Source organism: Pleurocapsa sp. CCALA 161, from assembly GCF_003003995.1.
GTDB lineage: Bacteria > Cyanobacteriota > Cyanobacteriia > Cyanobacteriales > Xenococcaceae > Waterburya.
In genome coordinates this window covers 1-22,280 of sequence record NZ_PVWF01000047.1, presented here as the reverse complement: position 1 = coordinate 22,280, position 22,280 = coordinate 1, and the positions used below count along the sequence as shown (strand labels likewise).

Here is a 22,280-nt window from a genome sequence, read left to right as displayed (position 1 = left end):
ATTACGATCGCTTTTTGGATAGACAACAATTTAGCAACTCTGTATTCTGACTTCTACAGTTATTTAGAATAATTCTCTATAAGCTTGAAGAAGTATGAATATTGCTAACTATTTTATTAAGCATAAAAATTTATTATTTACAGGTATTGTTATTGTTTACAGCAATACACTCGCTTTTCCCGTGTCGGCAGAATCATCTAAATTAGTTGAGTCTAATTCTCAATATTTATCAAATAATGCTGTGGATTTGCTGGCGCAGGATGATTTAACGCGGGTTACTGGGGTAGAGATTGTCCAAACCGAAAATGGATTGGAGTTGGTGTTAGAAACGGTAGCGGGAAGCGAAAGGTTAGTGCCGTTGATTCTACCCGAAGGTAACGATCTAGTAATTGATATTCTGGATGCAACCTTGGCTTTTTCAATAAGAAATGGCGTGACAGAACTCAACCCCGCACCAGGAATTAGCAGCGTAACTGTTAATAAAGGCGATGAAAATAACATCCGAGTCAGGATTACAGGAGAAAACCAAACCCCAAGCGCAGAGATAGTAACAGAAAAAGACGATTTAGTTTTAAGCATTACTCCTGAAAGCACCACCGCCGAACAAGAGCCAGATGAGGAGATCGAAGTTATTGCTACGGGTCAAGGACAAGAAGGCAGTGATTACTTTGTTCCTGAGGCAGGCGTTACCCGTAATAATACACCGATTATTGACACTCCAAATACAGTTCAGGTAGTACCTCGTCAAGTATTTGAAGATCGGGGGGCGACTGAATTCCGTGATGCCTTATCCAGAAATGCTGTGGGTGTCGTTACAAATGGTTTACCCAGATCTAATTTTAGCAACGTATTGATTCGCGGTTTTGATGTCTCTAACTCAACATTGCTTAATGGAGTTCCACAAACTTTTTTCACCTTCTCGCCACCGAGAGAATTGAGTAATGTCGAGCAACTCGAAATTTTATCGGGATCTGCTTCTATCATTGGCGGTCAAGTTTCTCCAGGAGGCGTTATTAATATTGTTACCAAACAGCCTTCATTGGAACCTTTTTATGATTTATCAGTAAGCTATGATACTCTCGACAGTATTGAGGGTGCATTAGATCTATCAGGTCCATTAAATGAGAGTAAGACAGTAGCTTATCGTCTAAATGCTTCGATCTATCACTCGGAAACTTTTATTGATGTTGATGATGTCGATCTAGATCGCTTTTCGGTGGCACCAGTTATTAGCTGGCAGATTAGCGAACAAACCAAACTGAGTTTTGAAGGACTGTATTTTGACAATCGAACTCCTCAGATAGCCCAATTACCTGCTTCGGGAACAGTCTTGGATAATCCTAATGGTGATGTTCCCCCAGACCAGTTTTTAGGAGAACCTAACTTTGATGATAACGATCGCATAATTGCTCAAATTGGATATAATTTAGAACATGATTTTAATGACAACTGGTCGTTACGCCATGTTTTTCGCTATACCAATCTTCAAGTTGAGCAAAATGGAGCATTTCCCAGTGCTTTACAGGACGATCTTAGAACCTTAGAACGTTTTGGCTTTACAAATACCGACGACATCAACAATTACCAAGCTACAGCATATGTAACTGGTGAATTTGAGACAGGTAGTATCAATCATGAGCTGTCAGTAGGAATAGATTATGTTTTTGAAGAAGATTTTTTTGATTTTGAAGAACTCGAAGCAGAAAATATCGATATCTTTGAACCAGAATACGTAGGTGGGGTAGGAGAAGTAGTAGACTCTGGGACTATTTTAGATACCAATGATGGATTGGGACTTTATTTACAAGATCGACTTAAAATTTTTGAAGACCGCTTAATTTTATCGCTTGGGGGACGGCTGGATTTTGTGGGTACTTCATCAGAAGACTTAGTGGATGATTCCTCACCAGTAGAAACCCAAAACGACTCGGCATTTAGCCCCAAAGTAGGAATTCTCTACAAAATTGCCGATAACCTATCTGTATACGGTAGTTTTAGCCAGTCTTTTGAACAGGAAACAGGAGTAACTGCCGAAGCGGAAACCTTCGAGCCTTCTCGCGGTACTCAATTTGAAATAGGAGCGAAAGCAAACTGGTTGGACAATCGCCTCTCTACAACCTTGGCTTTATACGATATAACTCTGACCAATGTAGCGACACAAGACCCTGAAAATTCTGAGTTTGAAATTCAAACGGGAGAACAAAAGAGCCAAGGTATTGAATTACAAACCAACGGAGAAATCTTACCAGGTTGGAACATTACGGCTTCTTACGCTTTTACCGATACCGAAATAACCGAAGATAATGTTTTTGAGGTGGGCAACTCTTTCACTAATGTTCCCGAAAATGCCGTCAATTTCTGGAGTACCTATTTTATTTCTGAAGGGAGTTTATCTGGTTTGGGATTTGGCTTGGGTCTATTTTATGTCGGCGAAAGAGAGGGAGATTTGGATAATTCTTTTCAACTTGATGACTATCTTAGAACCGATGCCGCTATTTACTATCGTCGCAATGACTTAAATCTGGCACTCAATTTTAAAAATATCTTTGATGTGAACTACGTCGAACAGGCTGACTTTGACGATCTCAGTATCGGTATCGCCGATCCCTTTACCGTGCAATTTTCTGCCTCTTATAGATTTTAGTTATTAGTTATTGATTATTAGTCATTAGTTTCCTCTGCTTCCTCCCCCCTCTTCTGCTCATGTATAAACTACGCCATTTACTAATCATCGGCATCTGTACCTTAGTTCTAACTGTAGCTTGCAGTCGTCCTCCTGATTCTTCAAAAAGCGATAAGCAAACCCTTGTTAGTTCAGAATCTTGTCGTATAGTACAGCATGAAATGGGAGAAACAGAGCTATGTGGCAAACCACAAACAGTTGCTGCCCTCAGTCCTCATATTCTAGATAGTATGCTGGCACTAGGAGTTCAGCCTGTAGCTTATGCCGAAGCAGAGAATTTAAACATTCAAACCTACGATAATCCTAAAGAACAAATTCCCTATATCGGTAAATGGGTAACGACACAGCCTGGAGGATTAGGCGATCGCAAAAATCCTTCCCTCGAACGTCTAGCTTTGGTTAAACCAGATTTAATCTTAGGAGAAAAATGGCTTAGTAAAGAGGAATATCCGTTCCTAACTCAAATTGCACCTACCCTACTATTTAGCGATAAAGGCTCGGACGGACAGCAATCTTGGCAGGAAGACATTGAGGGAATTGCCAAGGCTTTAGGTAAAACAGCCCAAGTACGGGAATTGTTAGCAGGATTTAGTAAGCAGATTGCTCAAACAAAAGCAGCATTACAACCCGTATTGCAAAAATATCCCCGTGTATTTTTGATGACTTCAAATCTGACTACTTATGTTGATTCGTCACCTAAAAGCACCACAGGTAGACTGTTACAAAAAATTGGCTTTGAGATAGTTCGACCAGAAGGAATAGAAGATGATACGAAAATTTCTTGGGAAATAATACCCCAGATTGAAACCGATATTATTCTGGTTTTGTCTTGGAGTGATGATAATTTTTCTAATCCTGAAGATGGACTGCGAAAAAAATGGGCGCAAAATCCCCTGTTAAACTCAATGCCAGTTTTTCAACAAGGTCGAGTTTATTTTGTCGATTATCAACTGTGGGGAAGTAATATTCGCGGACCGTTAGCCGACCGACTGATTTTAGAAGCTTTGCCCGATCTGCTGCTGGACAGCGTTAAAAACGAAAACAGTGCGTAAATTCAGCCTCATCTGGTTCGGTCAATTAGTTTCTACTATCGGCACTTACATGAGCGAATTTGCCTTAACTCTTTGGGCTTGGGAACTAACAGGTTCGGCAACGGCTCTAGCTTTGGTCGGCTTTTTCTCTTTGCTACCTAGCATTTTCGTTTCCCTCTTCGCTGGCATCATAGTCGATCGCTTTAACCGTAAATATTTAATGATCTTGAGTGATGGAATGGCTGCTGTTTCAACTGTGGCGATTTTAGTTCTCCATCTAACAGGAAATCTAGCTATCTGGCATTTATATCTGGCTGCATCGATTACTGGTGGTTTTGGTCAAATTCAACAATTAGCTTATTCCACTTCCATTACCCTGCTCGTATCTCCTCTTAACTATACTCGCGCCAACAGCATGAATTCTGTTGTCCACTATGGCTCGAATATTATCGCTCCTGCGATCGCTGGTGTTCTTTATCCGATTATTGGTTTGGGAGGTATATTGCCAATCGATCTAGCGACTTTTGTCGTGGCGATCGCAACTTTATTTTGGATAAGAATCCCTCAACCTGACGAGCATACAGAACAAGAAGAAATAACCAATATAGCTATTTTTTGGCAAGAGGTAACATTTGGTATCCGTTATATTTGGCGAAATAATGGTTTGCGTACTTTATTAGTAATCACAGCTTTGTTTTGGTTTGCTCACGATCTTGGTGGTGCGATCGACGAGCCAATGATTTTAGCTCGTTCGGATAATAACGCCCGAACTTTAAGCGCAATCCTCTCCATTGCAGGTATTGGCGGGGTTACAGGTGCAGTGGCTTTAACTGCTTGGGGCGGAACAAAACGGCGTGTCAATGGTATGTTACTAGGATTTATAGGGGCTGGTGCTGCCAAAACAGTATTTGGCTTGGGTCAAAGTTTAACAATTTGGCTACCCGCTCAATTTTGTTCTTCTCTCAATTTTCCTCTAATAGAAAGTTCCGAAACCGCATTATGGATGGAAACTGTTCCCCCCAGACTTCAAGGACGGGTTTTTGCTGCTAATTCCTTAGTTTTAGAATTAGTCAGTGCGATCGCAACTTTAATAGCAGGATTATTGAGCGATCGCATTTTAGAACCAGCTATGCAGTCAGATACTATTCTTAGTTCTCTGTTTGTGCCTATTTTTGGTAACGGTGCGGGTGCGGGGATGGCATTGTTGTATGTGGGATGTGCGATCGCTATGTTTTTAGTCGGTTTAGTTGGCTTTAAATTACCTCAGCTAGATCGGTTATGAAATAGAGTACCCTAAAAATAGGAATTTTTAGGGTACTCTATTGTATCAACGCCATCGTTACTGGCAAGATATACTCTTTACTCATAGTTGCTTAGTAATTATTAGTTATGCTCTTACTTTTCTACAGTAATGAGAAGATAACACTCTAAGCTGGAATTATTTAGGTTAACTAATAAACTTCAGATAATATGAGTAAATAATGAATAAAATATGATTTGAATATGACAATTACAAACTCTAAAAGTAAGCTATAGTAATAAAAATTAATATTTATAAAAATAACTAAAGCTAGCTAATGGACTTGGTAAACGTTTCTTTAATGGGTATAGGTTTGGCTGCTGATGCCTGCGCTGTTTCTTTGAGTAGTGGTTTAGTCATTAAACATATAAAATTAAACAAAGCTTTAAAAATTGCTTTAGCATTTGGTATCTTTCAGGGAATAATGCCCCTTATAGGTTGGTTTACTGGCTTGGGTTTTCGGGAGTTACTTCTTCAGGTAAATCATTGGATTGCCTTTTTTTTATTAGCTGTTATTGGTGGCAAAATGATTTATGAAACTTTCCAGCCAGAGACAGAAACTAAGTTTAATCCCTTAGATAATTACACTCTAATCGGATTGGCGATCGCAACTAGTATTGATGCTCTTGCAGTTGGTTTAAGTCTTTCTGTATTAAAAAGTTCTATCCTCTCCGCAGCAGCAGGAATCGCTATTATTACTTTTTGGCTATGCTTGATTAGTGTCTATCTCGGTCATAAATGGGGAAGTTTGTGCAAGTTTAAACTAGAAGTTGTTGGCGGGATTATTTTAATCTTCTTGGGCAGTAAAATTTTAATTACTAATTTAATCTGATTTTACTTTTTAGCTGCAAATTATTCTTGATTTTAAAAATAGGGCGATATAGTCGATCGCGCAACTTTCAATATATTTCTTGCCAGGCTTTGACAGTTTCTTCACCAATCTCACTATCTATCGTTTCGCCGTTTTCCACAATCAGACGAATATCTACATTCCCACTAGGCGAATTTTTGAGTGCGATCGCCAGCTTTTCATCTACGGCAAATCTACTGTGACCATCTTCTAGACGAAAGACTTCTTCTCCTAGTTTGAGATAAACATCGGTAATCTTAAGTGCAGCATTAGATACCAGACAATCTCTACTTATTGTTTGATGCTGAAAACTCGAACCAAGATTGCAGTCGCGTAGCGAAGCCATGCTCGAAGAGCTTATCGCGTAATGACAATAAAAAACGAACCGTATCAGGACTCCACAAGCTAACTACTTCCAGTCTGGCACTAGTATCGAGTATTCGACTGTGGAAAAAATGGCGATCGAAAATGCCGACAAATTCTCCTTCAAAAGGGTCTTTAACTAAAACTGGTTCAGACCAAGGCACATCTAAATTAGTATCCAAACCTGCTGATTCAACTATGGGATAGTCTGCTGTAGATCTAGTTATCTCGTTGTTTTCGTTGCTCAAAGCCAAAGTAGTCGATAAAGCGATTGCGAAGCTAGCCAGAGGCATCGCTGTGACAATGCCGAAGAAGACTAATCTGTGTTTGAGTCGCCAGCGATCGAGATTATTTTTCTCTAACTTACCCTTTTTAATGCTCTTCACCATAGTTTGTAGAGCTGCTAAAGTTACTTGACTCTATAGTCTATTATAGCTATTTCAATAGAACAGTTATTCGCATAAAATTGCTACTTACTACTTACTACTTCCTACTTAAAATTACCGCTTCATCTTCCAGCGAATCAAATAGATAAAAAACGGTGCGCCGATCAAAGGCATCACTAATCCTACTGGTAATTCGCTAGGCTGAATCACTAATCGACCGCAAAGATCGGCAATTAGCATCATAATCGCCCCTAAAATTGCCGAGTAGGGCAGAATCCAGCGATAATCAACTCCGACTAACAAGCGAACTATGTGAGGAACGATCAAACCGACAAAACCGATCGGTCCCGCGATCGCTACACTCGCCCCCGCTAGTAAAATGATGCTAATGGCAGCGAGTATCTTAATCAGTGCAGTAGACTGTCCTAAACTTTTGGCAGTATCTTCACCTAAGCTAAGAATGGTAATCTGCCTACTAAGGGCGATCGCTAATACTAAACCCAGGCAAATATAAGGTAATACTTGCAGCAGTAAATTAAGATCCCTACCAGCTACCGAACCAGCTAGCCAAAACCGAATTTCTTCCAAGGTACGCTGACTGAGAATTAAAATCCCGCTAGTAATAGAAGAGATAAATGCGGTCAGTGCAGCACCAGCTATGGTTAGGTTAAAAGGCGTTAGTCCCCCACGTCCGAGAGAACCAAGGAAGTATACGGTGATCGCGCTAATAGCTGCCCCTGCAAAAGCATACCAGGCATAGACAGTTAAAGAACTACTGCCAGAAATAAATGTTCCTACAACCACCGCAAAAGCTGCCCCTGCATTAACTCCTAGAATACCTGGAGAAGCTAAAGGATTACGAGTAAGTCCCTGCATAATTGCCCCCGCTACTGCTAGAGACGCACCAACCAACATAGCAATCAGCGATCGCGGTAAGCGCACGGTACGAATAATTAAGTGATTGGTCGAACCATCAAATGCCGTAAATGCTTGATAGATATCGTTAAAGACAATATCGGCTGCACCCCAAGTAATACTGGCAATCAAACTCAGCCCCAGAATCGAGATTCCGAGTATCAAACCTGCTATTAGTAGAAGACTTTTACCTGAATCGTATTGTTTAGTGGCTATCAACGGGCATTCGATCCTTAAATTTTGAAGTTTATTGCTTTATAAATTACCATAAATTATTGCAATTAATTATCATTAGATTATAAATTTTAGTTTTAAGCTATTTTAAACTTTTGTGGCGATCGCTCGACCCAACCAGATTTTTAGGGTGATGCGACCGCTTTAATACCAGACTAAATTTTATGAACAGACTATTGAGAAGTACCGATAAGATATCTTTCCATATCATTAATCACGGCGTTTGCTGCCAGAGGATTGGCGACACCCCAAGTCCAACCATCTACGGGATATACTTGCTGATTTTGAACTGCTTTAAGCTTTTTCCATAGTGGTTTATTTAATAAGCTATTTAGCATTTGGCGATCGCTATCGTTATAAATAAGCACAAACAAAAGATCGCCATCAATTAATTCTAATCTTTCCTCTGAAATAGCGTCGATTGTACCACCAGGTTTGCTTACAGCTTGCGATTGAGGACGCTGTAACCCCAAAGCAGATAAAATAGAGCCAGGGAAGGAATTAACCGTATAGGCTTCCGTGCCGTATTCATCACTAATATGAGCTACAGATATGGTTTTGTTTGAGTAGCGATTTCCCAAAGCTATCTTCAGTTCTGCAATTCGGCGATCGTATTCTGCTATGAGTTGCTGTGCTTTGTCTTGTTTGCCTAATGCGGTGGCTAAATAGTTAGTATATTTCTGCCAGTCGGCGTTAGGCGATTGGGTTATATCTTTGGGAACTAATAGAGTAGGACTAATCTGAGATAAGAGAGGATAAGTTTTTTCGTGGAAATCCCAACCTACAATTAAATCGGGCTTCAACTGGGCAATTCTTTCTAAATTAGGCTCATAATTTATACCGACAATTTCCATTCCTTCAACTTTCTCGGCTAAATACGGTGGAAATTCATCTTGTACCCCTGTAACTGGAGTAATGGCGAGCGGTTTAAGATCGAGAGCAAGTAAATTAGCCAAAGGTGTGGTATACAGGGAAATAATTCTTTGGGGATTTTCGGGAACGCAAGTTTCACCCATAAAATGCGCGATCGCTCGACAAGATCCAGCAGAACCTACTGCTGTAGGATCTGGTTGTGAAGTATTTTGATAGCAGCTAGAAATAGTTAACAAGGTAATCGTTACCGAGAAGATTGCTAAAAACCGATAGGGATTTAACTGCTTTAACCTGGCAGAATATAATAGTAAGATTATCGCGATCGCGCTTATTAATATCTCAATCATAAAATATAAAAAATATTTAGGTAGTTATTATCTGTGAGATACTGTTAAAGATTTCGCTAGCTTATCGAACGAAATAGATGGCAAACTTACCAAACAAAACAATAACTGCGGTTTTTGAATTGCAACGGCTATTATTGCAAATAATCAACCAAGCAGCAGAATTAGAGTTTACTATCCTCCAACAGTTTGGTGAAACAGAAGCCACAATTGCCGAATTAGATGAAATACAAAATGTTAAAGAACGAGCAATTTCTTATTACACTCGTCTCTATCGACTATTGTTACAACTTTTTCAATCGCAACCTATAGCTGATTCTGCTACCCTAGATTTATTGACACGCTCGTTAACTCAAACTCAGGCGATCGCTAATGCAGGACAAGCAAGTTTGTTAGAAATAAAAAGAAATTGGAACTTACAATGAATCAACATTCTCAAATTCCCAATTTAGATGTAAGAGAACGTTCTAGTGCTAAAATGCGCGAAATATCCATAATGTTTGATGCTCAGATTTTGGTATTAGATGAATTGATTGCTAGAGTAGAGTCTCAAAACAGTCAGAGTTCTGTTAACACTTACAGACAAGAACGAGGAAAGCGTTTGTTTGCTTCTCTTCAGCAAGAAACAGAAAATTAATCATTTTAAAAAGTTGGGTACTGCTGGATCGGGATATGATTTTATAGTTTTCGATATCTGTAGATAAACCAAAAAGCTAATAGCTACGAGCAGTATCACTTTCAACCTCATACATTAGATCGTCAACGACTAATTAAAACTCCCAAGAGACAGAACCAACTACAGTAAAGGGTTCGCCCCTAAACAGAAATAGCTCTCCTCCATCAGAAGCGCGAAAATAGTCTGCATCAAATAAATTGCGAAAATTGATCGCTGCATTTAAGCGATCGCGACGGTAGTAAAGTGCAGCATCGGTGCGGAGATAATCGTCTAATTGAAAAGAGTTGTCTAAATCTCCTTCTCTTTCGCCAATATAAAATAGTCCCAAACCAAAACCCAAACCTTTTAAACTTCCTTTTTGTAGTTCGTAGGTTGTCCAGATGCTAGCCTGATTTTCTGGTACATTTGTCAGTCGGTTTCCTTCAGGAATAGAATTATCTTCAGTAACTTCGGCATCCGTCAAGGAATAAGCAGCAGTCACCTTCCAACCAGGTAAAATTTCTCCATTAATATCTAGTTCGATTCCCTGACTGCGCTGTTCTCCAGTCTGGATCGAGAAATCAGGATCGATCGGATCGGGAGTCGTAACGTTGGTTTTCTCAATATAGTAAGCAGCTAAAGTAGTTGAGAGTTTATCTTCTAGAAAGTCGGTTTTGACACCGATTTCATATTGAGTACCCCTAGTGGGTTCAAATGTTTCACCGTCTAAACTAAATCCAGCTTCTTGAACAAAAGAACGACTAAAGCTAGTGTATAAAGCTACTTGTTCGCTAGGTTGATAGACTAATCCAACGCGGGGACTAAAAGCACTATCATCTTGGTCGTCGATCTCTACTCCTTCCTCTTCGGTTCTGAGAGAAATCCAGTCAAAACGTCCGCCAACTAATAGCTTGACATTATCCAATAAGTCTACTTGGTCTTGAAGATATATCCCGTAGCTGGTAACAAAATCGTCGTTGTCAAAGGCAAGAGCAAAATTATCTGGTCTTGGCACATCATAGTTAGGATTCTGGATATTTAGATTGGGAACAGCAGCAGTATCACGAGCAAAACCATTTTCCAAACGATTAACATCAAAACCGAAGAGAACTTGATGAGAAACCGCCCCCGTATTAAACTCTCCCAGTACGTCGATGTTGCCATAATAATTGTCATTGGTAAATTCGCCCTCGGCAGCTCCTAGTTCGAGTACGCTATCGTCTGTCAAGGCTAAAGGCTCGATAAAGGCTTCTTCTGTATCAGTAATCGCAGCCGAAAAATTGTTGCGAAGTTGCCAGCGATCGCTAAATTCATGACTGAAGGTATAGCCAAATTTTTGAGTGGTAAAATCTCGAAACGAAAAATCAGGATAGCCTAAATAGAAATCTCTCGACGGTTTACTACCATCGCTGAGAAGAAAAGAATAATCTTCGGGCGGATCGCCATCGTAGTTGATATATTCGTAATTTAGACTGAGTTTAGTTTCCTCACCGATATTAAAAGCTAACGAAGGTGCAACGGTGGTGATGTCTGACTCAGCAAACTCTTGAAAACTATCAGAGGTTTGATAATTGGCAATCAAGCGGTAAAGCACGCTTTTATCTTCAGTTAATGGACCAGATAAATCTACCCCAGGCTGAAAGAAACTACGATTTCCTGCTTCAAATGAAAGCTCGTAAAAAGGTTCGCGTAAAGGTTGCTTGGTCACGACATTAATAATACCTCCAGGTTCTAAATTACCAAACAATACCGAACCAGGTCCTTTTAATATTTCCACGCGATCTGTCGTCCCAATAGCAGACAAACCAGCGCGATCCGTATCCCGAAAACCATTGCGAAACTGTTGCGCTTGCGAAAAACCTCTAATAATAACGCTACCTGTCGGCGCATCGGCAAAACCACCATTGTAAACAACGCCACTAACTGTTTCAGTAGATTCTATTATCGTTTCTGTATTGCGATCTTTAATGACCTGCTGCGGTACTACCTGAATTGATTGGGGAATATCCCGCAGTGGTGTAACAGTTCTAGTTGCAGTAGTGGCACGATCGACATCATAATCATCATCTTCTGCTTCCCCTGTGGCAATAACTTCAATCTCTTCATCTGGTGCTTCTTCTGCCGTCGTCCCATCGGGAGTGATACTTAAAACCAGATTCTCTCTACCAGTCACTATCTCTGCCCTTGGTGTCTGATTTTCTCCTGTAATTCTGACTTGAATACTATTTTCATCGGCTTCATTTACCGAAACCCTACTTATTCCTGGTGCGGGATTAAGTTCGGTTACGCCATTTCTAATCGAAAAAGCTAAAGTTGCATCAAGAACATCGATTACCAAATCGTTCCCTTCAGGCACAATTAACGGTACTAACCTTTCACTTCCCGCCACGGTTTCTAAAACTAACTCTAAACCCGATTCAGTCTGGATAACCTCAACGCCCGTAACCCTTGTCACCCCCTGGGCTATCAAGTCCGCAGCAGCAAATCTTCCTATCTTCCTGTCTTCTTGTCTCCCCGTCTCCGCAAAAACAGGACAAACCCAAGCCAAACTCGATACACCTGCAACGGATAGCAATACCGATAATAATTTCATTCTTGCTCCTCAGACTCGACGGACTAACCACCTTATTTAGAAATATTCTTAATAAGTAGATGAAGAGTAGTGTATAGAAGTCCTGGATCGGTTGTCTGCTCAAATCTCGCCTTGATTCACTCAAATTTCGCCTTACACTTTACCAGCTACACACTGACGAGGCGTAATGCCAAACCTACGCTTAAACGCCACGGAAAAATGTCCCATATTGCTGTAGCCAACTTTAGTTGCCACTTCTGCTACTGAATGTTTTTCTTCCCGTAGCAGCATTTTTGCTTGTTCTAGTCGCTGCTGGGTCAAATAGCCGACAACAGTTGTGTTAAAGAGGATGGGAAAACCACGATTAAGAGTGCGATCGCTTACCTCTACCTGCCGTGCTAGTTCTGTTAAGGAGGGAGGATGCTCTAATTGGGTTGTTAAGATGTCTTTAGCTTGATGCAGAGCAGTAATTGTCTTGGGCTTCAGCCTAGGTAAAGATTTTGTTGGCTGTGAATCATTAGAAATTAAATCGAGATATAACGCGAATAGTTCAAAGACTTTTGCCTGTAGATACATTTGCTTTACTGCACCTCGATAGGGAGCATTCCACAATTGATGAGCCAGAGATCGCATTGCAGGAGTTACCGTAGGGTAAAAGGAAACTTTACAATCTGAGCCTTTGTACAGTTGTTTTTGGAGAGTCGAAGAAAACTGCAGATCTAAAAAATGTGACTCTAACACCTCTGGCTCGATCTCCACATTCACTTCTACTACATGCTGACCAGTTTGACACTCATTCATATATGGGGGAGAAATGCCACTTCCAGAAAAATAACTGCGTACTTCACTGAAAGTTGGGTGGATAGTACAGTTTGAATATCCTGACAAAAGAATCATAATCTGAAACGGATGTTCGTGGGCAGGTGTTTTTAGCCAAAAATCTTGGTTGTACTTACAGTCTGTGAATTCAAGCTTCACTCCAGGCGATAGCTCAGCGTAGCGAGCGTAGCCCTGACCCCAAAATCCTGGTATTTCTTCTACAATTTCAAAATCATCCAACACCAGATTATTTGTTTGGGGTTTAGATGACTGCTGAAGCAGTTTCTCCCAGTCTGCTTGGTTGAGGATGAGACTCATGATGTCATCTTAATAAAATTATTGCAATATAGTCGCAATAATTTTATCATGATATTTATTTCTAGGAGGGTTCTCTCTACTCACAACCCAGAGATGCAGTCAGAAACTATTTTGAATTCTTTGTTTGCGCCTATTTTTGGTAACGGTGCTGGTGCGGGAATGGCATTACTTTATGTTGGGTGTGCGATCGCTATGTTCTCGATCGGCGCAGTTGGCTTCAAGTTACCTCAGTTAGAGCGCGTAGAAAATAGAGTACCCTAAGAATAAGAATTTTAAAATCGCTCTATTGTATCAACGCCATCGTTACTGGCAAGATATACTCTTTACTCATAGTTGCTTAGTAATTATTAGTTATGCTCTTACTTTTCTACAGTAATGAGAAGATAACGCTCTAAGCTGGAATTATTTAGGTTAACTAATAAACTTCAGATAATATGAGTAAATAATGAATGAAATATGATTTGAATATGATAATTACAAACTCAGAAAGTAAGCTATAGTAATTAAGATTAAGATTTGTAAAAACAACTAAAGCTAGCTAATGGACTTGTTAAATGTTTCTTTAATGGGTATAGGTTTGGCTGCCGATGCCTGCGCTGTTTCTTTGAGTAGTGGTTTAGTTATTAAACATATAAAATTAAATAAAGCCTTAAAAATTGCTTTAGCATTTGGCATCTTTCAGGGAATAATGCCCCTCATTGGTTGGTTTACTGGCTTGGGTTTTCGCGAATTACTTCTTCAGGTAAATCATTGGATAGCCTTTATTTTGCTCGCTATTATTGGTGGCAAAATGATTTATGAAACTTGCCAATCAGAAACAGAAACCAAATTTAATCCCCTAGATAATTACACTCTAATCGGATTGGCGATCGCAACTAGTATTGATGCTCTAGCAGTTGGTTTAAGTCTCTCTGTATTAAAAAGCTCTATCCTCTCCGCAGCAGCAGGAATCGCTATCATTACTTTTTGGCTATGTTTGATTAGTGTTTATCTCGGTCATAAATGGGGAAGTTTGTGCGAGTTTAAATTAGAAATTGTTGGTGGGATTATTCTAATCTTTCTCGGCAGCAAAATTTTGATTAATAATTTAATATAATTTTAGTTCTTAGCTTTTAGCTGTAGGCTATTCCTAACTAAAAAGTAGAACGATATAGTCGAGTAAGCAATATTTCGAGCAAGGTCTAATATATTTCTTGCCAAGCTTTGACGGTTTCTTTCCCAATCTCACTATCTATCGTTTCACCGTTTTCCACAATCAGACGAATATCTACATTCCCGCTAGGCGAATTTTTAAGAGCGATCGCCAGCTTTTCATCTACGGCAAATCTACTGTGACCATCTTCTAGACGAAAGACTTCTTCTCCTAGTTTGAGATAAACATCGGTAATCTTAAGTGCAGCATTAGATACCAGACAATCTCTACTTATTGTTTGATGATGAAAACTCGAACCAAAATCGCAGTCGCGTAGCGAAGCCATGCTCGAAGAGCTTATCGCGCAATGCCAATAAAAAACGAACCTTATCAGCACTCCACAAGCTAACTACTTCCAGTCTGGCACTAGTATCGAGAACTCGGCTATGGAAAAAATGGCGATCGAAAATGCCGACAAATTCTCCTTCAAAAGGATCTTTAACTAAAACTGGTTCAGACCAAGGCACATCTAAATTAGTATCTAAACCTGCTGATTCAACTATGGGATAGTCTGCTGTCGATATAGTTATCTCGTTGTTTTCTTCGCTCAAAGCCGAAGTAGCCGATAAAGTAATCGTTATGACAGTACCAAAGAAAACTAATCCCTGTTTGAGTCGCCAGCGATCGAAATTATTTTTCTTTAACTTACCTTTTTTTATGCTCTTCACCATAGTTTGTAGAGCTGCTAAAGTTACTTGACTCTATAGTCTATTATAGCTATTTCAATAGAACAGTTATTCGCATAAAATTGCTACTTACTACTTCCTACTTAAAATTACCGCTTCATCTTCCAGCGAATCAAATAGATAAAAAATGGCGCACCAATCAAAGGCATCACTAATCCTACTGGCAATTCACTCGGCTGAATTACTAAACGACCTGCAAGATCGGCAATCAACATCATAATTGCTCCCAAAATTGCTGAATAGGGCAAAATCCAACGATAATCGACTCCTACTATCAAGCGAACTATGTGGGGAACGATTAGACCAACAAAGCCAATTGGTCCTGCGATCGCCACACTCGCCCCTGCTAGTAAAATAATACTGATAGCAGCCAAGATTTTAATTAATGCCGTAGACTGTCCTAAACTCCTAGCAGTATCTTCTCCCAGACTGAGAATGGTAATTTGTCTGCTTAAAGCGATCGCTAATACTAACCCAACACAGATATAAGGTAATACCTGTAGCAAGAGATTTATATCTCTACCCGCTACCGAACCTGCTAGCCAAAACCTGATTTCTTCCAAGGTACGCTGACTGAGAATTAGAATTCCGCTAGTAATGGAAGAGATAAACGCGGTCAGTGCTGCACCAGCTATGGTCAGGTTAAACGGTGTCAATCCCCCACGTCCGAGAGAACCTAAAAAGTAGACGGCGATCGCGCTAATGGCTGCCCCTGCAAAAGCATACCAGGCATACGTAGTTAAAGAACTGCTGCCAGAGATAAAAGTTCCCACTACTACTGCAAAAGCTGCGCCCGCATTGATTCCTAAAATACCTGGAGATGCTAACGGATTTCGCGTCAAACCCTGCATAATTGCCCCTGCCACAGCTAAAGATGCACCAACTAACATAGCAATTAGCGATCGCGGTAAACGAACGGTACGAATAATCAAATGATTGGTCGAACCATCAAATGCTGTAAATGCTTGATAAATATCGCTAAAAGCAATATCGGCTGCACCCCAGGTAATACTGGCAATTAGACTCAACCCAAGAACCAATATTCCTAGCAATAAACCTGCTGCGAGTAATAATCCCGTTCCAGTTTTATTTGTATTGTATCGTTGGGAGGCTGTCATTATAATCGCGACCATTCTTCAGGCAGCATATTGGCGACAAGTTCCATACCGCCATTACCGTCGGGTTTAACCACATAAGCTATGCCTTGGGGTGCGGGATAGATTCCTGTCGCCGATTCAAAAATATCGTCGTGTCCGACAATTACCGTATTAGTTCCGCTTTTTGGTTCGGCAGTTAACAACGGCATCACGTTACTTTTCATCTCTTCAACCTGTGCGTCGGTATAGTCTTCAAAGGGTAAGAAATTAAGTGCGGGGTTTTTCTCATACTCGTCAAAAGCCAGATCCGCAGTCTGCCAAGCACGACAATATTCACTAGAAATTACTTGACCGACGGGAATTGAATTACTCTCAAAACCTTCTCTTATAGCTTCGGCTTGTTGCCATCCCGCTTCACTCAATGCCCGTTGCGTCGAACAATCATCAACATCCGCACTCACCTGATCTGCATAGTCTTTTTCAGTTTGGGCGTGTCGGAAGTAGATAACGTGACCACCTTCTTGCAGCGCACTCAACAACTCTGCACTCCCAAGTTTATCTTGAAAGTCAGCATTAGCTTGTTCCCCAGGACTTAACTTACCTCCACCTTCGCCACCTTCTCCGCCTTCTCCGCCTTCAGCATCTTGTGCCAATTGAATAGTTGCAGGTGATTCGGTAATTTCTTCTGCACTGATAAGAGATGTGCTAGATACACTAATAGTAGTGGCTACACCTAAAGCTAAAAATAGTTCTACGGATTTTGGTCTGTTGTTCATCTTCGTTATGAATAATCAATAATTGTGATTTACTGTTTGAGTGGTTGACGACTACTCGGTTATCCAAAATATTCGCCAAGCTAATAATGAAAGTAAAAGTCCCGAAATTAGTAAAATTGGCATTTTTAATATTCTCCAAATTTCGTTGTTAGAAATAAACGGTTTTACTCTCGATCGGCTGCAATCGCCATTTTTGCCCCTGGCACTTGGCGCAAGCGATCCATTACCTTGACCACCGTGCCATGTTCGACTTTTTCATCGGCATTGATAATTACTACCGACTCGGAATCTGGCGCGATCTTTTTGGTCAACGCACCTTTGAGAGCTTCTAACTCAATCGGCTGTTTGTCTAAAAACATTTCCCCGTCGGGTTCGATAGTAATATTTAGCTGCACCGACTGTTTGGGTTCTGCTGTTTGCGCCGAAGGTAAATCTACAGGTAATCCCTGCGATCGCGTTAGAAATAAACTAGAGATAATAAAAAACGCCAAGATTGAGAAAATCACGTCAATCATCGGCAAAATATTGATCTCAAAGGTATCTTCTGCCTCACTTATAGGTCGCATATTCTCTAGCTCCTTGATGATAACGACGATTGAGCAGTTCTAATTGACCGCCTAGCTCTTGAATAAACGCTAATTCCCGCAAATATAAACCGCGAAAAGCATTGGCAAATAGTAGGGTGAAAATGGCTACTACCAATCCCATTACGGTAGAAATTAAAGCTTCACTCAGTCCTCCTGTCACTCCCGAAGCGTTAGCAGCAGCAGCATTACCCAAGTCCATCGCCGAAAAAGATTGAATCAAACCCAAGATTGTTCCTAACAGCCCCAACAAAGGCGAAGCAGTAACAATAGTCTGAAACCAAGTACCGAACTTTCTCAACACGGGGATCTCTGCCTGCACCGCACTATCTAAAGCCAGGCGAAACTCCGCAGGTGTAGGTTCTTCCAGTTCCATTGCTTCTAAAAAAATCCTGGCAATGGGCAGATGAGCATTCTGCTTGAGTTTATTAATGGCAGCAAAGCGATCTGTACGATATAAAGACAAAACTTCTTTAATAATGCGCCTTTGTTTATTTTTGACCCGCCACCAAAAAATTATCCGTTCGATAATTAGGGCGATCGCCAATAAGGAAAATCCTAATAAGGGAATACTAACTATCCCCCCTGCCGTCCACAGGTTATCGATTGACATAAATCATCTCTACTAATTGAAAACTATTTGCATTATCTGATTCCAAACAATATCATATTTAGTCAGTGGTTACACGCAATAATTTGGAAATTTTTGTAACGTTATTGAGAGTATTATTCTCTGGATAAAGATCTACATCCCAAGACAGACTGATTCGAGATAAAGGTTTGATACAGGTATCTTTAAGACATAAAATAAAATTGACCGAGATGTTAATCTCAACCTTGAATTATGTTAAATCATAAATATTATTAGTAATTTGTAGCAATAAATACATAGAATGATATTCTGTTTAATTGGTAAATAATATTGATAAGCTTCTTTATTAAAATTAAATCTCATCGAAGCTGAGGCGTAGTGCGATAAGGCTTTGCCAACACTTTGCAATCGCATCATCACATAAGCTATTTCAAATAAACAACTCTAATGACTAACTCTCAATTTTGCATTCGACAACGACAGCAAGAACAACAAAGGCTCAAGAAATTATTAGCTGTTAGTTTTGTTGGTTCGGCAGCACTTCACGGCATTTTGGCTTATGCTTTACCTCGATGGTCATTTGAACCGCCTCAAACAGCAGAAAAACCAATAGAAATGATTTTGGTTGATAAACCAAAGCCAACTCCCAAACCCAAGCCGAAGGTTGAATCTAAGCCCGTAGTTGAACCAGAACCAGAACCTATAAAACCGCCTGAGCAAATTAAGGCACAGACACTACCACCGCCAGTCAAACCACCTGAACCTGTCAAGGCACAAACCGCCCCGCCTAAACCAGTACCCGAACCAGCACCAGCACCTAAAAAAGTCGTAACCGATCCCACTCCCGCGCCATCACAGCCAATAGTTTCTGCACCTGTAGAAAATACGGGTCAGTCTTCTTCTCTAAGTAGTAGTTTTACATCATCAAGTGGCTCAGTTGCTGCTGCTGCCAATAATAGTGCCAGTAGTAGTAGTGGTAAACCAGGGGTCACGGGTTCGGTAGTAGCAACGGGTAGCGCACCACCTCGCCCAGAAGCAAATGACGGCGGGGAAGAGGGAATTAGCTGCGTTAGTAACTGCGAACCAGAGTATCCTGCTGCATTGGAGGGAACAGAAGGTAGTGCGGGGGTAAAACTAACTATCGATTCTAATGGTAATGTTATCGGTGCAGAATTGGCAGATCCCGATAGTAACTCTGGGATAAACCGACAAGCTTTGTTAGCAGCAAGGCAAATGCAGTTTAGTTCTCCTGGTGACAATGCAGCATCGGTTCAGGTAAAAATTGATTTTACTGTAGAAGGCTCGCAATACGATCGCGCCCGTCGTGAAGAACAGGAAAGACGAGAGCAAGCAGCTGGAGAACGACAGGAACAAGAAGCAGCAGCCCGTCAACAGCAATTAGAACAAGAGAGAGCGCAACAAGAACAACTAGAACGAGAAAGGCAAGCCCGCGAACAGCAATTGCAGCAACAGCAAGAATCTACGCCACCCCCTGTCGAGGCAAAACCAGAACCGAAGCCTCTACCTACCCTGTCACCAGAAGAATTGGACGAAGAAAGATTGAGGAAGTTTAGAGAAAGAATTGATAATTACCAGAATTAGGGAACTTGGGGACTGGGAGATTTATAACTAACGACTAACAACTAATGACTAAATTTTTATTCAGCATCACAATTATTTTAGCCAGCATAACTATTAATCCATCAGCGATCGCGGAGAAGGTAGAAGTTAGCGGAGGCGGTACTTGCGAAGGAGACATAACCGCCGATAATCTCAATGGCAAAGTGGTTTGCACCTATAGCAATGGCGATCGCTATGAAGGACCGTTTGTAAACGGTAAGAAACAGGGACAGGGAACTTATACTTTTGCCAACGGTGGTAAGTATGGGGGGACTTTTACAGATGATGCGATCGCGGGTAAAGGAGTAAGGACTTATGCTAATGGCGATCGCTACGAGGGAGAATTTACGGGGGGACAACCCAACGGACAGGGGGTTTATATTGGTGCTGATGGCGGTAAATACGAGGGTCAGTTTACCGATGGCGAACCATCGGGACAAGGGACTTTTACTTATGCTAATGGTGACAGTTGTTCGGGAACAGTTAGTAATGGTCAACTAAACGGTGAGGGCGAATGCACCTACAGCAATGGTGATACTTATCAAGGAAAATTTGCTAATGGTAAGCCATCAGGACAGGGAACCTATACTTTTGCTAGTGGTGGCAGCTATCAGGGAACTTTTGAAGCAGGAGAATTTAGCGGTCAGGGAGTGAGGAAATATGCCGATGGGAATGTCTATGAAGGAGAATTCGCTAGCGGACAACCTAACGGAACGGGTACTTACACGTTTGCCGATGGTAGTAAGTATCAAGGCGCGATGAGTCAGGGAGAGTTTTCAGGACAGGGAACGTTTACCGAAGCTTCGGGAAATACTTATCAAGGAGAGTTCGCAGCAGGTAAGTATAGCGGAACGGGTGTTTATACATTTGCTAACGGCGATCGCTGCGAGGGGACGTTTCAAGATGGACAGTTGAGCGGTCAGGCTACTTGCGACTACTCCAGTGGCGACACCTATCAAGGAGAATTTTTGAACGGTCAAAAACACGGTAGCGGTATTTATACTTTTGCCGATGGTGAGGCAGTCGAAGGTACTTGGAGTAGTGATGAATATCAAAAATAGTTAATATTTGGACGGTTGGGCGATTTCTCCCCGTGTTGGTTTAGCTTATTCAACATTTCAGTTATGCCAAAAACTTTTACTCTCAAAAATATACCCCGTAATGTTTGGATTCTAGGTTTTGTTAGTCTTTTTACCGACACGGCTTCTAAAATTATTCAATCACTACTGCCTTTATTTCTCGTATCGGTATTAGAAGTTAATTTAATTACGGTAGGTACGATCGAAGGTATCGCCGAATCTACAGCTTCGGTACTCAAGGTTTTTTCGGGAGCTTTGAGCGACTACTGGGGAAAACGCAAACAATTGGCGATCGCAGGGTACGGGTTATCCGCTCTAGTAGTTCCTGTTTTTGCTCTGGCAAATAGCCCATTATGGGTATTAATCGGTCGTTTTGGCGACCGCGTTGGCAAAGGAATTAGAGTCGCCCCCCGTAACGCTTTGGTTGCGGATGTCACATTACCAGAACAAAGAGGTGCTGCCTATGGTTTGCGTCAATCTCTAGACACAATTGGTGCAGCTATAGGACCTTTAATTGCGGTAGCATTGATGTCTGTTTCGGGGCAAAATTTCCGTCTCGTATTTTGGCTGGCAACCATACCAGGGATAATAGCTGTGTTGCTCTTAATTTTTGGCATCAAAGAACGAGACTCGATTTCTAAAAATCCTCAAAATCCGCTACAGTGGCAAAATTGGCAAAATCTAGATCGAGGTTACTGGATCTTACTAGTCGTAATTTTAATCTTTAATCTGGGTAATTCTAGCGATGCTTTTTTATTATTGCGATCGCAACAGGTAGGAATTAACAATACATTTATTCCTCTGGCTTTTATGGTGATGAACTTTACTTACTTTCTGAGTGCCTATCCCGCAGGCGTAATCTCAGATCGAATGGGTAGGTATGGTTTGATTACTGCTGGATTTCTACTCTATGCTCTAATTTATCTCGGATTTGCTTATGCCAGAACTCCCTGGGAAATTTGGAGTTTATTCGCAGGCTATGGCTTATACCAAGGTATGAGTAAAGGAATACTTTTGGCTGCCATCGGCGATCGCATACCTGCTGAATTGAGAGGTACTGCTTTTGGAACGATCGCTCTTGCTACGGGAATAGTCCTTTTTCCTGCCAATTTCATGGCAGGATTTCTCTGGGAAAACGTTAGTTACCAAGCTCCTTTCTTATTTGGCAGCATTTTGTCGATTTTAGCTGCACTTTTGCTTTTAGTAGAAGTCAAACGGAGTTGAAAGTATAAAAGATACTGTTGGCGAAAGTAATCAATTAAAGTTTCAAGTGCGTTACAAAACTGATTGATTAGTACAAAGTTTTTAAAA

General features: G+C 40.9%; 23 protein-coding genes. 11 read left to right on the top strand and 12 right to left on the bottom strand.

Features of this window, described 5'->3' with window-relative positions; all coding sequences use genetic code 11:
• The first annotated feature begins 94 nt into the window (after positions 1-94).
• The 4 genes from C7B62_RS12945 to C7B62_RS12930 all read left to right on the top strand — a co-directional run bounded on the left by C7B62_RS12945 (position 95) and on the right by C7B62_RS12930 (position 5,846).
• Complete coding sequence (locus tag C7B62_RS12945) at positions 95-2,644, top strand: TonB-dependent siderophore receptor (RefSeq protein ID WP_106236731.1); 2,550 nt, start codon at positions 95-97, stop codon at positions 2,642-2,644.
• A 59-nt stretch (positions 2,645-2,703) separates the two neighbouring features.
• Positions 2,704-3,735, top strand: a complete 1,032-nt coding sequence (locus C7B62_RS12940) for an ABC transporter substrate-binding protein (protein ID WP_106236729.1) — start codon at positions 2,704-2,706, stop codon at positions 3,733-3,735.
• A complete protein-coding gene (locus C7B62_RS12935; RefSeq protein ID WP_106236726.1) occupies positions 3,728-4,996 on the top strand; it encodes an MFS transporter in 1,269 nt (422 codons plus the stop codon). Before C7B62_RS12940 ends, C7B62_RS12935 begins: the two co-directional genes overlap by 8 nt.
• Before the next feature lie 295 nt (positions 4,997-5,291).
• Positions 5,292-5,846 (top strand): manganese efflux pump MntP family protein, encoded by a 555-nt coding sequence (locus C7B62_RS12930; RefSeq protein ID WP_106236723.1) that lies wholly within the window; start codon positions 5,292-5,294, stop codon positions 5,844-5,846.
• Positions 5,847-5,913: 67 nt separating this feature from the next.
• Here the strand turns inward: C7B62_RS12930 and C7B62_RS12925 are convergent, their stop codons facing one another.
• The 4 genes from C7B62_RS12925 to C7B62_RS12910 all read right to left on the bottom strand — a co-directional run bounded on the left by C7B62_RS12925 (position 5,914) and on the right by C7B62_RS12910 (position 8,982).
• On the bottom strand, positions 5,914-6,210 hold the full coding sequence (locus C7B62_RS12925) for a hypothetical protein (protein WP_106236721.1): 297 nt from the start codon (positions 6,208-6,210) through the stop codon (positions 5,914-5,916).
• Positions 6,152-6,616: a hypothetical protein gene (locus C7B62_RS12920; protein ID WP_106236719.1), complete on the bottom strand. Its 465-nt coding sequence runs from the start codon at positions 6,614-6,616 to the stop codon at positions 6,152-6,154. The genes C7B62_RS12925 and C7B62_RS12920 overlap by 59 nt, the downstream gene beginning before the upstream one ends.
• 111 nt (positions 6,617-6,727) lie before the next feature.
• A complete protein-coding gene (locus C7B62_RS12915) occupies positions 6,728-7,747 on the bottom strand; it encodes an iron ABC transporter permease (protein ID WP_106236717.1) in 1,020 nt (339 codons plus the stop codon).
• Positions 7,748-7,935: 188 nt separating this feature from the next.
• Entirely contained in the window at positions 7,936-8,982 is a 1,047-nt protein-coding gene (locus tag C7B62_RS12910; protein ID WP_106236715.1) for an ABC transporter substrate-binding protein, read from the bottom strand.
• Positions 8,983-9,059: 77 nt separating this feature from the next.
• Here C7B62_RS12910 and C7B62_RS12905 point away from each other — a divergent pair, with 77 nt between their 5' ends.
• Both C7B62_RS12905 and C7B62_RS12900 read left to right on the top strand, forming a co-directional pair.
• Positions 9,060-9,404 (top strand): hypothetical protein, encoded by a 345-nt coding sequence (locus C7B62_RS12905; RefSeq protein ID WP_106236712.1) that lies wholly within the window; start codon positions 9,060-9,062, stop codon positions 9,402-9,404.
• Positions 9,401-9,616 carry a hypothetical protein gene (locus C7B62_RS12900; RefSeq protein WP_106236710.1) on the top strand — a complete coding sequence of 72 codons (216 nt, stop codon included), beginning with the start codon at positions 9,401-9,403 and terminating at the stop codon, positions 9,614-9,616. The genes C7B62_RS12905 and C7B62_RS12900 overlap by 4 nt, the downstream gene beginning before the upstream one ends.
• A gap of 133 nt (positions 9,617-9,749) precedes the next feature.
• On the opposite strand, the gene C7B62_RS12895 is transcribed toward C7B62_RS12900, so the two are convergent.
• Together C7B62_RS12895 and C7B62_RS12890 are read right to left on the bottom strand one after the other, a co-directional pair.
• Positions 9,750-12,227 (bottom strand): TonB-dependent siderophore receptor, encoded by a 2,478-nt coding sequence (locus tag C7B62_RS12895; protein WP_106236707.1) that lies wholly within the window; start codon positions 12,225-12,227, stop codon positions 9,750-9,752.
• 132 nt (positions 12,228-12,359) lie between these two features.
• Positions 12,360-13,343 carry a helix-turn-helix domain-containing protein gene (locus C7B62_RS12890; protein WP_106236704.1) on the bottom strand — a complete coding sequence of 328 codons (984 nt, stop codon included), beginning with the start codon at positions 13,341-13,343 and terminating at the stop codon, positions 12,360-12,362.
• 48 nt (positions 13,344-13,391) lie between these two features.
• On the opposite strand from C7B62_RS12890, the gene C7B62_RS12885 reads away from it, so the two are divergent.
• Entirely contained in the window at positions 13,392-13,604 is a 213-nt protein-coding gene (locus C7B62_RS12885; RefSeq protein ID WP_199194182.1) for a hypothetical protein, read from the top strand.
• Between the two features lie 280 nt (positions 13,605-13,884).
• Positions 13,885-14,439, top strand: coding sequence for a manganese efflux pump MntP family protein (locus tag C7B62_RS12880; RefSeq protein ID WP_106236701.1), 555 nt, complete (start codon positions 13,885-13,887; stop codon positions 14,437-14,439).
• Between the two features lie 85 nt (positions 14,440-14,524).
• Here C7B62_RS12880 and C7B62_RS12875 read toward each other — a convergent pair whose 3' ends face one another.
• The 6 genes from C7B62_RS12875 to C7B62_RS12850 all read right to left on the bottom strand — a co-directional run bounded on the left by C7B62_RS12875 (position 14,525) and on the right by C7B62_RS12850 (position 18,291).
• Positions 14,525-14,821, bottom strand: a complete 297-nt coding sequence (locus C7B62_RS12875) for a hypothetical protein (protein WP_106236698.1) — start codon at positions 14,819-14,821, stop codon at positions 14,525-14,527.
• Positions 14,763-15,206, bottom strand: a complete 444-nt coding sequence (locus C7B62_RS12870) for a hypothetical protein (protein ID WP_106236696.1) — start codon at positions 15,204-15,206, stop codon at positions 14,763-14,765. The genes C7B62_RS12875 and C7B62_RS12870 overlap by 59 nt, the downstream gene beginning before the upstream one ends.
• Before the next feature lie 104 nt (positions 15,207-15,310).
• Entirely contained in the window at positions 15,311-16,339 is a 1,029-nt protein-coding gene (locus C7B62_RS12865; protein WP_106236694.1) for an iron ABC transporter permease, read from the bottom strand.
• On the bottom strand, positions 16,339-17,094 hold the full coding sequence (locus C7B62_RS12860) for a histidine phosphatase family protein (RefSeq protein ID WP_106236691.1): 756 nt from the start codon (positions 17,092-17,094) through the stop codon (positions 16,339-16,341). The genes C7B62_RS12865 and C7B62_RS12860 overlap by 1 nt, the downstream gene beginning before the upstream one ends.
• 164 nt (positions 17,095-17,258) lie before the next feature.
• The gene (locus tag C7B62_RS12855; RefSeq protein ID WP_106236688.1) at positions 17,259-17,660 is read right to left on the bottom strand and encodes a biopolymer transporter ExbD; all 402 of its coding nucleotides are present in this window, start codon (positions 17,658-17,660) and stop codon (positions 17,259-17,261) included.
• Complete coding sequence (locus C7B62_RS12850) at positions 17,644-18,291, bottom strand: MotA/TolQ/ExbB proton channel family protein (protein WP_106236685.1); 648 nt, start codon at positions 18,289-18,291, stop codon at positions 17,644-17,646. The genes C7B62_RS12855 and C7B62_RS12850 overlap by 17 nt, the downstream gene beginning before the upstream one ends.
• A gap of 426 nt (positions 18,292-18,717) precedes the next feature.
• On the opposite strand from C7B62_RS12850, the gene C7B62_RS12845 reads away from it, so the two are divergent.
• From C7B62_RS12845 to C7B62_RS12835, 3 genes are all read left to right on the top strand, one after another.
• Positions 18,718-19,872, top strand: a complete 1,155-nt coding sequence (locus C7B62_RS12845; RefSeq protein ID WP_106236682.1) for a TonB family protein — start codon at positions 18,718-18,720, stop codon at positions 19,870-19,872.
• A 44-nt stretch (positions 19,873-19,916) separates the two neighbouring features.
• Positions 19,917-20,951 (top strand): hypothetical protein, encoded by a 1,035-nt coding sequence (locus tag C7B62_RS12840; RefSeq protein ID WP_106236679.1) that lies wholly within the window; start codon positions 19,917-19,919, stop codon positions 20,949-20,951.
• A gap of 63 nt (positions 20,952-21,014) precedes the next feature.
• Positions 21,015-22,193, top strand: a complete 1,179-nt coding sequence (locus C7B62_RS12835) for an MFS transporter (RefSeq protein ID WP_106236677.1) — start codon at positions 21,015-21,017, stop codon at positions 22,191-22,193.
• The last annotated feature ends 87 nt before the right edge of the window (positions 22,194-22,280 follow it).